This window comes from Methylobacterium sp. Leaf93 (assembly GCF_001422345.1).
In the GTDB taxonomy this organism is placed as follows: Bacteria; Pseudomonadota; Alphaproteobacteria; order Rhizobiales; family Beijerinckiaceae; genus Methylobacterium; species Methylobacterium bullatum.
Genome location: NZ_LMMS01000001.1, coordinates 391,349 through 404,199, shown reverse-complemented (window position 1 = coordinate 404,199; position 12,851 = coordinate 391,349). Strand labels below are relative to the sequence as shown.

11 protein-coding genes are annotated in these 12,851 nt (G+C 69.6%); 7 read left to right on the top strand and 4 right to left on the bottom strand.

Annotated elements, in window-relative coordinates; genetic code table 11:
• The first annotated feature begins 33 nt into the window (after positions 1-33).
• From ASF26_RS01805 to ASF26_RS01780, 6 genes are all read left to right on the top strand, one after another.
• Entirely contained in the window at positions 34-645 is a 612-nt protein-coding gene (locus ASF26_RS01805; RefSeq protein ID WP_056248686.1) for a nicotinate-nucleotide adenylyltransferase, read from the top strand.
• 73 nt (positions 646-718) lie between these two features.
• Positions 719-1,150, top strand: coding sequence for a ribosome silencing factor (gene rsfS / locus ASF26_RS01800; protein ID WP_018041688.1), 432 nt, complete (start codon positions 719-721; stop codon positions 1,148-1,150).
• Between the two features lie 32 nt (positions 1,151-1,182).
• Positions 1,183-1,683 carry a 23S rRNA (pseudouridine(1915)-N(3))-methyltransferase RlmH gene (gene rlmH, locus ASF26_RS01795; RefSeq protein ID WP_056248683.1) on the top strand — a complete coding sequence of 167 codons (501 nt, stop codon included), beginning with the start codon at positions 1,183-1,185 and terminating at the stop codon, positions 1,681-1,683.
• A gap of 62 nt (positions 1,684-1,745) precedes the next feature.
• Entirely contained in the window at positions 1,746-3,077 is a 1,332-nt protein-coding gene (locus ASF26_RS01790; RefSeq protein WP_056248680.1) for a peptidoglycan DD-metalloendopeptidase family protein, read from the top strand.
• Positions 3,077-4,399 (top strand): S41 family peptidase, encoded by a 1,323-nt coding sequence (locus tag ASF26_RS01785; protein ID WP_018041691.1) that lies wholly within the window; start codon positions 3,077-3,079, stop codon positions 4,397-4,399. The genes ASF26_RS01790 and ASF26_RS01785 overlap by 1 nt, the downstream gene beginning before the upstream one ends.
• 161 nt (positions 4,400-4,560) lie before the next feature.
• Complete coding sequence (locus ASF26_RS01780; RefSeq protein ID WP_056248678.1) at positions 4,561-5,784, top strand: divergent polysaccharide deacetylase family protein; 1,224 nt, start codon at positions 4,561-4,563, stop codon at positions 5,782-5,784.
• Between the two features lie 301 nt (positions 5,785-6,085).
• Here ASF26_RS01780 and ASF26_RS01770 read toward each other — a convergent pair whose 3' ends face one another.
• On the bottom strand, positions 6,086-7,279 hold the full coding sequence (locus ASF26_RS01770) for a murein L,D-transpeptidase family protein (RefSeq protein ID WP_056248672.1): 1,194 nt from the start codon (positions 7,277-7,279) through the stop codon (positions 6,086-6,088).
• 133 nt (positions 7,280-7,412) lie between these two features.
• Complete coding sequence (locus ASF26_RS01765; RefSeq protein ID WP_056248669.1) at positions 7,413-9,965, bottom strand: ABC transporter ATP-binding protein; 2,553 nt, start codon at positions 9,963-9,965, stop codon at positions 7,413-7,415.
• Positions 9,966-10,218: 253 nt separating this feature from the next.
• Here ASF26_RS01765 and ASF26_RS01760 point away from each other — a divergent pair, with 253 nt between their 5' ends.
• Positions 10,219-11,076 carry a class II glutamine amidotransferase gene (locus ASF26_RS01760; RefSeq protein ID WP_056248666.1) on the top strand — a complete coding sequence of 286 codons (858 nt, stop codon included), beginning with the start codon at positions 10,219-10,221 and terminating at the stop codon, positions 11,074-11,076.
• Here ASF26_RS01760 and ASF26_RS01755 read toward each other — a convergent pair.
• Complete coding sequence (locus ASF26_RS01755; protein ID WP_056248662.1) at positions 11,049-11,732, bottom strand: TenA family protein; 684 nt, start codon at positions 11,730-11,732, stop codon at positions 11,049-11,051. The two genes, ASF26_RS01760 and ASF26_RS01755, sit on opposite strands and share 28 nt — an antisense overlap.
• Positions 11,729-12,616, bottom strand: coding sequence for an aldose 1-epimerase family protein (locus ASF26_RS01750; protein ID WP_056248657.1), 888 nt, complete (start codon positions 12,614-12,616; stop codon positions 11,729-11,731). The genes ASF26_RS01755 and ASF26_RS01750 overlap by 4 nt, the downstream gene beginning before the upstream one ends.
• Positions 12,617-12,851 lie beyond the last annotated feature (235 nt).

The following is a 12,851-nucleotide window of genomic DNA, read 5'->3' as shown; positions in this document are numbered from 1 at the left end:
CGGCCTGCCTGATGCGGCGTGTCGGCTCCACCCGTGCGGCTTGAGGCGGAGGGGCTCGTCCGGCTGCCTCCCGCCGTACCCGGCCTGCGGATCGGCCTTTATGGCGGGTCCTTCAATCCGGCCCATCTCGGCCATCGCCACGTGAGCCTCGTGGCTCTGAAACGGCTGCGGCTCGACCGCATCTGGTGGATGGTCACCCCCGGCAACCCGCTCAAGGACCGCACGGCTCTCGCCCCCCTCGAGACGCGGATCGCGGTGGCATCCGCCGTCGCCGACCATCCGCGCATCGCCATCACCGGTTTCGAAACGCAGATCGGCGCCCGCTACACCCGCCAGAGCCTGGCCTACCTCCAGGCCCGCCACCCCGCCGTGCGCTTCGTCTGGATCATGGGGGCCGACTCTCTCGCGGCATTTCACCGCTGGCGCGATTTTCGTGCTATCGCCGCCACGATGCCGATTGCCATCATCGATAGGCCGGGCTTCACCCTGACGGCGCCGAGCGCCCGAGGGGCGCAGGCGATGGGACGATGGCGCATCGACGAATCGGATGCGGGTCTCCTCGCCGATCTCGAACCCCCGGCCTGGGTGTTTCTCCATGGCCCGCGCTCGACCCTGTCGTCCACGGCCCTCCGGGCCGGACGATGACGAGCGCGTCGCGACTCTTGAAAACGGAGAGTGATCGTTCCACTCTCTCCAGACTATAGATTGTTCAGGTAAAATGACCGCCGTCACTTCGGGAATCGAGACACTGACCGATTCGCACCCTTCCGGGACCACAGGTTCCGACCACGCCACCGATCAGCGCATCGGCGATCTCAAGGCGCTCGCGCTCGATTGTCTCGAAGACATGAAGGCCGAGGAAACCATCGAGATCGATCTCGCCGGTCGGACCTCGCTCGCCGACACGATGATCATCACCTCCGGCCGCTCGCAGCGCCATGTCAGCGCCATCGCCGACCGGATCCTGCAGGAAATGAAGTCCAAGGGCTTCGGAACGGCCCGGGTCGAGGGCTTGCCCGCCTGTGATTGGGTGCTGATCGATACGGGCGACATCATCGTCCATATCTTCCGCCCGGAAGTCCGAGGCTTTTACAATCTCGAGAAGATGTGGGGCGCCGATCGTCCCACCACCGACCTCATGGCCGGCTGAGCACCGGCCCGATGGCGCGGGGCGCCTGACGCGTGCGTCTGCTCGTGACGGCGGTGGGCCGCCTCAAGCCCGGTCCCGAGCGGGATCTGGCTTCGCGCTATCGTGAACGGGCAGTCCAACTCGGTCGTGGATTGGGTCTCACGGCCTGCGACGTCGTCGAAATCCCGGAGAGCCGGGCCCGGCGCGCAATCGATCGCAGCGTGGAGGAGGGGGCGGCCATCCTGTCCCATGCCCCGGCCTCGTCGAGCGTGCTGCTGGTCTATGACGAACGCGGGCGCTCGGATTGGACCAGCGAGCGCATCGCCGAGCGGATCGCGTCCTGGCGCGACGCGGCCACGGCGACCCTGGTCGTCGCCATCGGCGGCGCCGACGGGCTCGCCCCAGCGGTGCGCACGCGCGCCGACCTCTCCCTCGCCTTCGGGGCGGCCACCCTGCCTCACGGCCTTGTGCGAGTGCTGGCCCTGGAGCAGGTGTACAGAACGCTGACGATCCTTGCGGGACATCCCTATCATCGGGGCGACATCGACGCATGAGGGGCGGATACGCGCGGCGCGGGCCTGACGGCGGAGCGATCCGCATCGCTGCCTGTGCGGCGATGGCGGTGCTGACGCTCGGTCCTGCCCATGCCCAGGACAGCCTGAAACAACCGGACAGTTCGAAACAGCAGGACGCGTCGAAACTGCAGGATGCCGCCGCCGCCGACGCGATCCAGCGTGCCATCGACGAGAAGGCCCGCCGCGCCGAGAATCTGAAGCGGATCGAGGAGCAACTCGCCGCCTCCACCGGCGCGCGGGCCAAGCTCGAAGCGGAGATCGCCTCGGTCGCCGGAGACCGTGCCAAGTTGAATGCCGCCCTCCTCGATGCCGCCCGTCAGGCGCAGGCGACGGAGGACCGGATGAGTCGGCTGGAGGAGCGCCTGAAGACGCTCACCGCCAGCGAATCCGGCATCCGCCGTTCCCTTGAAGCGCGACGGGGCGTCATCGCCGAAATCCTCGCCGCCCTGCAGCGCATGGGCCGGAGGCCGCCCCCGGCCGTCCTGGTCCAGCCGGAGGACGTGCTCGCCGTGATCCGCACCTCGATGCTGCTCGGGGCCGTGGTGCCCGAACTGCGCGGCGAGGCCGAGACACTGGCCGCCGACCTCACCGAGATGGTGCGGCTGAAGGGGCTCATCGCCGCCGACCGCGAGGGCCTGCAGAACGACCTCACCGGCTGGGCCAGGGAGCAGCAGCGGATCAACGCCCTCATCACGGCGCGCCGCACCCGCCTCGCCGAGGTGGAGAGCGGGCTCGTCACCGAGCGCGCGCGCACGGCCGAGCTCGGCGTCCAGGCGAAAAGCCTGAAGGAGCTCCTCGACCGGATGGAGAACGAGGTCGCCTCGGCCCGCCGGGCGGCGGAGGAGGCCCGCGCCGCCGAGACGCGGGAGGCGCGCGCGACCCAGGAGCGCTTCGCGGCGGCCGGCACACGCGATCCCGCGCGGCTCGCCCCCAAGATTCGCTTCGTCGACACCCGCGGCGAGGTGCCCAAGCCCGTGAGCGGCGCGACCTTGCGCGGCTTCAACCAGCCCGACGGCAATGGCGGAACGACCCGCGGCATATCGCTCGCGACCCGCCCGAAGGCGGTGGTCTCGTCTCCGTCCGATGGGTGGGTGTCGTTCGCCGGGCAGTTTCGCTCGTATGGACGACTCTTGATCATCAATGCCGGCGATGGCTACTATCTGCTGCTGGCCGGTATGGATCAGATCAGCGTCGAGGTCGGACAGTTCGTGCTTGCGGGGGAACCGGTGGCGGCCATGGGTGAGGGCGGCCAGGGCGCCGCTCCGGGCGACCGTGACGGGCCGGTTCTATACGTCGAGTTCAGGAAAGACGGCGGCTCCATTGATCCGGAGCCGTGGTGGGCGAAGAGCCCCAGCGAGAAGGTTCGCGGATAATGCGCAAGATTTCCCTAGTCCTGGCCGGCGCGTTTCTTGGCGTCGGTTCCTCCCTCCTCGCGACCCAGACGCATCTGCTCTCCGGGACCAGCGCGGTGGCGGCCTCCGCGGAGACCTATCGCCAACTCAGCCTGTTCGGCGACGTGTTCGAAAAGGTGCGGACCGACTATGTCGAGAAGCCCGACGAGGCCAAGCTGATCGAGGCGGCCGTCAACGGCATGCTCACCTCGCTGGACCCGCATTCGAGCTACATGGACTCGAAGAGCTTCCGTGACATGCAGGTGCAGACCAAGGGCGAGTTCGGCGGCCTCGGCATCGAGGTCACGATGGAGGACGGCCTGATCAAGGTGGTCAGCCCCATCGACGACACCCCCGCCTCCAAAGCCGGCATCCTCACCAACGACATCATCACGCAGATCGACGAGGATCAGGTCCAGGGCCTCACCCTGAATCAGGCCGTCGACAAGATGCGCGGACCGGTGAACTCGCCGGTGAAGCTCAAGATCTCCCGCAAGGAGTCCAAGGATCCCATCGACGTCGTGCTCAACCGCGATGTCATCAAGATCAAGCCGGTGCGCTCGCGGGCCGAGGGCGGCGATGTCGGCTACATTCGCCTGACGCAGTTCACCGAGCAGACCTATGACGGCCTGCGCAACGCCATCGACAAGCTCTCCACGGAAGTGGGCCAGGACAAGCTGAAGGGCTACGTACTCGACCTGCGCAACAATCCGGGCGGCCTCCTCGATCAGGCCGTGTCGGTCTCCGACGCGTTCCTCGACCGGGGCGAGATCGTCTCTACCCGCGGCCGCAACCCGGACGAGACACAGCGCTTCTCGGCCAAGTCCGGCGACCTCACCAAGGGCAAGCCCATCGTCGTCCTGGTGAATGGCGGCTCGGCCTCGGCCTCGGAGATCGTGGCCGGCGCCCTGCAGGATCACAAGCGCGCCACGGTGCTCGGCACGCGCTCCTTCGGCAAGGGCTCGGTCCAGTCGATCATCCCGCTGGGCGGCAGCGGCGCCCTGCGCCTGACCACGGCGCGCTACTACACGCCGTCGGGCCGCTCCATCCAGGCCAAGGGCATCGAGCCCGATCAGGAGGTCCTGCAGGAGATCCCGGACGAGCTGAAGGGCAAGGACGAGACCAAGGGCGAGGCCGGCCTGAAGGGTCACCTCAAGCAGAAGGATGTCGAGGAGCGCGGCGGTTCGTCGGCTTACGTCCCGCCGGACCCGGCCAAGGACAAGCAGCTGATCGCGGCCGTCGACTTCATCCGCGGTATCCAGAAGGGCGCAGCCAACACGCCGAAGGCCGCCGTTCCGAACTGACGATCCCTGCACCGTCCTGAAACGCGACTCGTGTCGCCGAATTTAAACAAACGTTAACCAGCGCGGCCCGCAATGTCGGTGAGAACCGACTCTGCGGGCCGCTTCGTTTCTCACATCGTGCGCGCCCAGCATCCGTCGGTCGCGAGCCTTCAGGGAAACGGCTGACCGTGGCCACCGATGACATCCTGACCCGTCCGCTGGGGACTAAGAGTGCTGCGGCGTCCCGCACGCTCGGCCAGCGGTTGCGCGGCGTCTCGATGCCCCGGATGAGCCCGGCGGCCGTGGTCGCCATGGGGGGGGCAGGCCTCGCCGTGGGCCTCACCCTCTTGGCGATGTTTGGCGATCCCCAGGGCGGCGAGCCGTCCGCCGTCGCGACGATCAGCCTGCGCGAACCCGCCGCTCCTCCCCCCGTGGCGAAGGCCCCCGAGCCCCCGACATCGGCTCCGCGCTCGGCCGGCGAGGTCGAGACGGCATCGGGCGTCCAGGTGGTGCGGCCCGCCGGCACGGCGGCTCCCACCGAGGCAGTGATCATCCGCGTGCCCGACAGCGAACCCGTGCGCCTCGCCGGTCCCGATCCCCGGCTGATGGAACGGGGCCGTCACGGCAACGTGCCGAAGATCGGCGACGGCCGCCGCCGGCCCCTCGACGTCTATGCCCGCCCCGATTCCAGTGCGGGGGCGCCGGGCGCACGCATCGCCATTCTCGTCACCGGCCTCGGCGTCGGGCAGGCCGCCACGGCGGGCGCCATCGCCAAGCTGCCGCCCGCGATCAGCCTCGCCTTCTCGCCCTATGGCGGCGACCTCGAACGCAGCGTCGCCCGCGCCCGCGATTTCGGCCACGAGATCCTGGTCCAGGCGCCGATGGAGCCGTTCGACTATCCCGACAGCGATCCCGGCCCGCAGACCATGCTGACGAGTTCGCGACCGCCGGAAAATCTCGACCGGCTGTCCTGGGTGATGAGCCGGTTCGGAGGCTATGTCGGCCTCGTGAACTTCATGGGAGCCAAGCTCGAGGGCGATGCGGCCGCCTTCGAACCGGTGCTGCGCGAGATCGGCGCCAGGGGGCTCGGTTTCGTGGATGACGGCACCTCGTCGCGCTCCCTGGCGACGTCTCTCGGCGGGAAGCTGAAAATTCCCGTCGCCCGCACCGAGATCGTCCTCGACGCCCTGCCCCAGGCCGAGGCGATCGACCGCGAACTCGCCCGGCTCGAAGCCCAGGCCAAGGCCAACGGGTTCGCGCTGGCCTCGGCCGGGGCGATGCCCTTGACGATCGAGCGGATCGCCCGCTGGTCGCGCGACCTCGAAGCCCGTGGCATCCGCCTCGTCCCCGTCAGTACCGCCCTGCGCGGGACGCCGCCCGCGCGCCTGTCGAGCGCGGGGCCGTAAGGGGGCTCCGGTCGATCGGTTCGGCTGAATCTGCTGGTCGCTGAAGGACGAGGGCAAAGGCTTGTCGCGCGTCGTGCGGTCCCTGCGTGAGCATCCCCTCGCCCCGCCTGCGGGGAGAGGGGCGCGTCTCCCCCTCGTTGGGGAGCGCGTCGAGGCGGTAGCCGAAAGTGAGGGGGCTCGTCCGGGTGAGGCTCACTCGGAGCTGCCCCCTCACCCTCGCTCCGCTCGTCACAGGCACGACGAGGTGCCTGTGACCCTCTCCCCGCGCGCGGGGAGAGGGGAACCCGCTCATCCGTATGTGTCAACGCTGCGCCAGGGTCTCGATGATGGCCGGCGGGGTCGGGGCCGGCATCTGTCCGGTGAGAGAGGCCGAGAGCATCGCCGGCAGGGTCTGATCGTAGCGCACGACGAGAGCGGCGAAGCGCGGCGGCGCCTGCTCGTAGGCCGGCTCGAACCCGCGCACCCGCAGGAGCGCGGGAACCGAGGCTGCCACCATCCAGCGCGACCAGACCGCCTCGGCGACGAGGACCGGGCGGCGCTGGGCCGGGATCACGATCACGTCCTGGCCGGCATAGGCGAGGGCCTCGGGCCGGCTGACATCGCCGAGGGAGACGCCCTTGGCGGAGAGGGCGGCCCAGAACGGATGCTGCGCTCCGTCCGAATAGGTGGTGCGCACGGCCGCACTCCCGTCCTCCACGAGGCTGGCGATGCGCGCCTCCTCCTGCACACGGCGCGCCGTCACCAGGGATTCGAGGGCAGGGTCCTTGTAGGGGAGGAAAGCGTAGCGGCCGGCGGTGACGGTGACGTTGGGCTCCTCGCCCGTCGCCTCGAACCGGTCCGAGCCTTCCTTGAGCTGGCGCCAGAAGGCGATGTTCGGGTCCGTCCGGTAGCGGGCCATGTTCGCCGCGCTCATCCGGAACGGGTAGGACTGGAATTGGAACGCCGCCTGACCGCCGGCGAAGGCGTCGCGGGCGATGGCGTAGATCTCGCCGACCACCTGATCGGTCATGGCGAAACACCCCATGGACGAGCAGACGCCGTGGACCATCACGGCCGAGCCGGTGGAGCCCTGCGCGCGGTCATAGGCGTTGGGGTAGCCGACATCGAAGGAGAGGTAGTAGCTCGAATTCGGGTTCATCTGGCGCGGGGGCACCGAGTAGAACCCTTCCGGCGTCTGGCGGTCGCCGGTCTTGCGCTTGGGGCCGAGCTGGCCCGACCAGCGGCAGATCGGGAAGGTCTTGATATGGACGAAGCGCCCGCTGGCGGCCTTCTTCCAGACTTCGATCTCGGATTCCTTCTTGTAGGCCCTGAACAGGACCGGCGCCGAGGCGCTGGTGCCCTTCTGGCTCATCAGCGCGAGGGTCGCCGCCGGGATCGGAGCCGTGGCCTTGGCCGATTGCGCCCGTGCGAGGCTGGGCACGGCGAGCGCTAGGGCTAACAGGAGAAGCCAGGCGACGGCGCGGCGCTGTACGACTGGCGAGGGTAGAACGACCATGCCCGGCCCTGGAGAGGGATGCGCCGACCGATCGCCGGCGCCGTGCAACAGGGTGCACGAAGTCCTGCTTATCCGATCTCAATGGGGCGGCAATAGGGGAGGGGGCGTAGTCCGTTGCTATGCCACCGCCGTGTCAGGCGGCCAGCACCGTGTTGCGCTCCACATGCAGCACTGCGCCGAAGGGATCGTTCGCGTCGAGGGTGTCGGCGCTCGGCAGGCAGACGATGAGGCCGCGACCGGCCCTCGCCGCGCGCAGGCTGGCGAGGCGCTCCCGGATCTCGGCGGCCTTGCCGTCGTCGAGGGCGATGGCGACGACCACGATGTCGGGCTTCCGCACGAGGCAGCGGGCGAGGTCGATGCCGATGCGCTCGCGCGAGCCGATGGCGTTCTCCCCGAGGCTCGACCCGCCGCCGCCCATGCCCGGCTCCACGCGGCTGGCGAGGCCGAGCCGGTAGACGGCGGATTCGAGGTGCTGCTGGACGAGGACGCGGCGCACCAGCGCCCGGACGCGCTGTTCGGCCCCCGCCTCCTCGCCGTTGATCCGGCCGAACAGCAGGTTTTCCTCGAGGCTGGCGGCGGGATTCAGCCGGGTGGGATCGTAGAACTCGACGCTCGCGCGCAGGCTCTGCGGCATCAGCCGGGCGAAGGAATGGCGCGCGGCGACGATGCGGTCCTCGAAGGCGCCGTCGATCAGGCCGAACCGGTGCCGGGTCTCGCTGTAGCGGAGCGCCAGCCCGATCAGGCGCTTGCGGTCGCGCTGGCCCGCCGGTCCCCGGCGCCAGCCCTTCGCCTCCGGCTGACGGCTGACGAGATCCTCGAAGAATCCGCGCTCGGCCGCCGGGAACAGCGAGAACGCATCGAAGAGGGGGTGATCGTCCGGAAGGTCGGCGAAGATCTCGATGGTGCTGCGCGCCACCTGCAGCCCGATCTCGGTGAAGGGCCGGGTCAGGTCCTCGGCCTCCAGCACGGCGCGCAGGTAGGGATGGGCGGCGATATGGCTGCCGGAGAAGGCGGAGCCCACGGCCTCGCCGAACAGGATGTTCTCGCCCACCGTCGCCTGATGGTTGTAGCGGGCGGGATCGAACGGCTCCACCAGCCGCGCCGCCTTGTCCGCCACCAGGGCCTCGCGCACGGCGTGGCGGGCGGCGACGATCGACTTCGCGACGGCCGGCTCGGCCGCCGGATCCACGGTGCCTTCGAGGCCGCGCGCATAGACGAAGGCGTCGAGCCCGGTCAGGCGCAGCACCTCGACGAGGTCCGCCTCCGAGGGACGCTCCTGGCGCGCCGCGCCGTAGAGGATGTTCTGCTCCAGCGTGCCCTCGATCAGGATCGCCTCGGCGCCCGCCAGGGCGATGTGGCTGGCCCGCTCGGCCGGATCGAGGCTGCGCAGGTCGATCCCGTCATAGGTCACCGAGCCCGCGGTCGGTTCGAGCTGGCCGGCCAGCAGGGCGGCCAGCGCCCGCGCGCCGCTGCCGTGTTCGCCCACGATGGCGAGGTGAGACGGCATCGCCACGGTGACGTCGACACCGGTGAGGCGCTCCCCGCTGGCGGGATCGTAGACGCCGACCCCGGACGCGGCGAGCGTTCCGCCCTTCGGCAAGGCGGCGAATGGCCCGGGCCTGTAGCCGCCGCGACTTTCGAGGGAGACGAGGGTCGCCGCCAGATCTCGGAAGACCGGCGCCACGGCCTCATGGATCGAGCGCAGGCGCAGGGTCACCGCCAGGGCGAGGACGGCGAGGGCGAAGCCACCGCCGGCCGCCACCAGGGCGCCCGGCGCCACGGGAGGCGCCGTGCCGCTCTCGCCGCGCCACAGAGCCACGGCCAGCATGATGGCGGGCAGCAGGACGCCGAGGGCGAGGGAGGGCGCACGCGCGAAGGCGAGGGAGGATTCGGCGGACGCGAGGGCATCGCGGATCGCCGCCCCCCTGGCTGCGAGACGGCCGCGCTCGAACGCCTCGGCCCCATGGGCACGCACCGCCGGGACCCGCCGGATGAGGTCGGAGAGGAATCGTTCCGCCGAGACGCCGGAACTGAGGCGCAGGATCGTCCGCTTGCGGGTGCGGCGGAGGATCAGGAGGCGGGCGAGGGCGGCGGCGAGAAGGCCCACCGCCACCGTCGGCACCAACCTCGGGGCCGCGAGGCCGGCCATGGCGAGGGCCAGGATGATGGTCGCCAGAGCGGTGACCGGGACGACGATGCCGAGGCCGAACAGGGTGTCGAGCCGCGCCAGCATCGCGCCCACATGCTGCGCCAGGCTACGGGCCTCGTCCCGTGCGGCCGTGGGGGCGTGCAGGATCGCCGTGGTCACCCGTTCGTTGAGGAGACGGATCGTCCGGGACTGGGCGGAGAAGCACAGGCGGGCCACGATCCAGCCCAGGGCCGCCGCGAGCATGGCGACGGCGGCGAGGCCGGTCAGCGCCCACAGGATCACGTCAACGGGCGGAAGGGGCCAGCCGGAGACGGCCACCAGGGCCGGCTCACCGGCCGCGTTCCAGGGCCGTTCCATGGCGATCCGGAGGAAGGGGACGGTCTGCGCCGGTGCCTGGACCAGGACGCTCACGAGATCGCGCAGGCAGAGCAGGGCGAACAAAGCGAGGGGAAGGCCGATCCCCAATGTCAGGGCGATGGCGGAAACCTGGAGTGTCCGCGCCGACTTCCAGGCGAAGGCGATCGGATCACGATCCATCGACGTTTCCCTCCGGCGGCCCGCGCCGGGTACGGTCCATCATCCGAGGTCGGCTTAGAGGATCGCCGCCGGGCAGGGAAGGCGCGAGTCGACGGGGGAGGAATCTCGTCGTGTCGCCCGGCACATGCGCCTCCGCGGTTGTCGAGCGTGTCAAACACTCCTAGGTTTGTGTCTCCCCGGCATTCCCGACGCCCGCTCCCCCATAATCCGCTTTCTCGTCGCAAGCGCATCGCCAGAAGCTGCAAGATTTTCCATGTGCGAATTGCTCGGCATGAGCGCGAACGTGCCCACCGACATCCGTTTCTCCTTCGCGGGCCTCGCCCGGCGCGGCGGGGAGACCGGGCCTCACGCCGATGGATGGGGCATCACCTTCTACGAGGGGCGGGGGGCGCGCGCCTTCCACGAGCCCGAGCCGAGCGCGCGCTCGGTTTTGGCCAAGCTCCTGCGCGACTACGCGATCAAGAGCCGGATCGTCATCGCGCATGTGCGCAAGGCCAATCGCGGGCGGGTCGGGCTGGAGAACACCCATCCGTTCAGCCGCGAGCTCTGGGGACGGCGCTGGACCTTCGCCCATAACGGCCAGCTCAAGGGCGTGAAGAGGTGGCCGCTGACCTGGTTCAAGCCGGTTGGCTCCACCGACAGCGAATACGCCTTCTGCTGGATGCTCGACAGGCTGCAGGCCCGCTATCCGAGCCTGCCGAGCCCGGCGCGGCTCGACACTGCCGTCGCTGAACTCTGCGCCGAGCTGCACGGGCTCGGCGTGTTCAACATGCTGCTCAGCGACAGCCGGACGCTCTATGCCCATTGCGGCAAGCGCCTGTGCTACCTCACCCGCTGCGCGCCCTTCGGTACCGCGACCCTGATCGACGAGGATTGGCACGTGGATTTCGCGCAGGAGACGCGGACCGACGACGTGGTGACCGTCATTGCCACCAAGGCGCTCACCCGCGACGAGTGTTGGACCGATGTGGAGCGCGGCCACATGCTCTCCCTACGCGACGGCATCGTCCGCATCGTCAAGCCGGGCGCGCAAAAGCCGGTGCGGGTTCCGCCTCCGTGTTCCGGGGTCGGGCGTCCCGACGGTCAGACCGGCCAGGCCGCCTCGCGGTAGGCCCCGTCCCAGAACATCCATTCGAGCTGGGTCGCACGGGTGAAGGCGCGGTGCATCCGTTCTCGCAGCGAGGACGAGACATCCCGCGCGGCGGCATCCGTGGCCGCGATCATCTCGGCGACGGCGGTGCCGAATTCCTCGCCCGCGTAGGTGTCGATCCAGGCGGCGTAGGGATTGCCGGCGCCCGCCCGCGACAGGATGTCGGAGCCGATCTCGGCATAGATCCAGAAGCACGGCAGCAGGGCCGCGACCAACACCTCGTAGGGTTCGGCATAGGCCGTGGCGAGGAGATAGGAGACGTAGTGGTCGCAAGGGGGCGACAGCGGCGTGGCGGCGAAGGTCTCGGCCGAGATGCCGTAATCCCGGAAGAACCCGCCATGGAGCGAGCGCTCGACCACGATGGCCGTCTCGGCGGCCTTGGCGAATTGCACGATGCCCTCGGGCTCCGGCGACTTCGCCGCCGCCAGAGCCAGCGCCCGACCGAAGCCAATGAGGTAATGCGCGTCCTGCAGGATGTAGTGGCGAAAGCGGGCCTCGCCGAGGGTGCCGGAGGCGAGTTCGGCATTGAACGGCATCGTCCGGATGGCTTCGTAGGCCTCTCCGTTCCGTGCCCAGGCTTCGGCCGCGAAGCCGGTCTCGTCGACGGGGCGGATCATGAGCGCGGACCTTCCAGGGTGAGGCTGACGCCGTGGCGGGCACGCTGGCCGGGGGCGATGAGGCGCTGCGAATCCCGGCGGGTCAGCTCGCCCTCGAACCCGGCCCAGTCGGCGTAACCGGTCCAGCATTCCAGGGACAGGAACGGTGCCGTCGGCTTCGTCCAGATGGCGAGATGCGGGAAATCCGAGACGTTCATGCGGATGGCGCTGCCGTCGGGCGCGGTGAAGCGCATCCGCGCGCTCGCCGCATCGCGCAGGACGATGGCCTCGGCGAATAGGTCGGGATCGAGGGGGAGTATCCGCCCGTCGAGGGGAAACGGGCGTTCCTGGCGCAGGAGCAGGCCGCCATCCCCAACTTCGGGCGCCATCGCCCGTTCGGGATGCTCGAACTCCACCGCGTAGCCGCCGCCCGCCTTGCGCTCGCCGCCGGCGAAGGGCCAGGGAAAGGCCGGATGAAAGCCCAGCGCGTAGGGCAGGTTCGTCCCGCCGGTATTCTCGATCCAGATCTCGAAATCGAGATGGGCCGGGCCGACCCGCGTGGTGATATCGAGTTGGAACGGATAGGGGTAGTGGGCGCGCGTCGCCTCGCTCTCGGTGAGGCGCAGGGTGACGGTGTCGTCGCTCTGCGAAACGATGGCGAAGGGCAGGTCGCGGGCAAAGCCGTGCTGGCCCATCGGATAGGCCGTGCCGTCCACCCGGACCACGCCGCCGGACGAGGCGCCCACCACCGGGAAAAGCCAGGGCGCGTGCCGGTTCCAATGCGCCGGATCGCCGTTCCAGAGATACTCCCGGCCGCCCACCTGCCAGGAGACGGGCTCGGCACCGGACAACGAGATCACCGCTACGGTACCGTCGCCGGCCTTGAGAGTGATGCGGTCGCTCATGCGGTCTTCCTCGGTGCTGTCACGCTCGGGGCTTTCATGCTGACGCGGTTGTGGCCGCAGGCGGAGCGCCGGTCCAGCCTCAACGGGGACGATTGAGCGTTCACCGTCGCGGAGAAATCCCGTCGCCGTGCCAAATTACCGATACGACCGCCCCGGCAAGTCAGGCATACAGAATATGGCCAAGCTGATTCGGTCGGCTGAACCGGTTCCGTCTGGCTGAAACGTTCCCCATGGC

Bases quoted from the DNA above. Each gene is read 5' to 3' on its own strand.
- ASF26_RS01755 (WP_056248662.1), bottom strand. From the start codon at position 11,732: ATGATCCGCCCCGTCGACGAGACCGGCTTCGCGGCCGAAGCCTGGGCA.
- ASF26_RS01765 (WP_056248669.1), bottom strand. From the start codon at position 9,965: ATGGATCGTGATCCGATCGCCTTCGCCTGGAAGTCGGCGCGGACACTC.
- ASF26_RS01750 (WP_056248657.1), bottom strand. From the start codon at position 12,616: ATGAGCGACCGCATCACTCTCAAGGCCGGCGACGGTACCGTAGCGGTG.
- ASF26_RS01790 (WP_056248680.1), top strand. From the start codon at position 1,746: ATGGCGGTGCTGACGCTCGGTCCTGCCCATGCCCAGGACAGCCTGAAA.
- ASF26_RS01760 (WP_056248666.1), top strand. From the start codon at position 10,219: ATGTGCGAATTGCTCGGCATGAGCGCGAACGTGCCCACCGACATCCGT.
- ASF26_RS01770 (WP_056248672.1), bottom strand. From the start codon at position 7,279: ATGGTCGTTCTACCCTCGCCAGTCGTACAGCGCCGCGCCGTCGCCTGG.
- rsfS (WP_018041688.1), top strand. From the start codon at position 719: ATGACCGCCGTCACTTCGGGAATCGAGACACTGACCGATTCGCACCCT.
- ASF26_RS01785 (WP_018041691.1), top strand. From the start codon at position 3,077: ATGCGCAAGATTTCCCTAGTCCTGGCCGGCGCGTTTCTTGGCGTCGGT.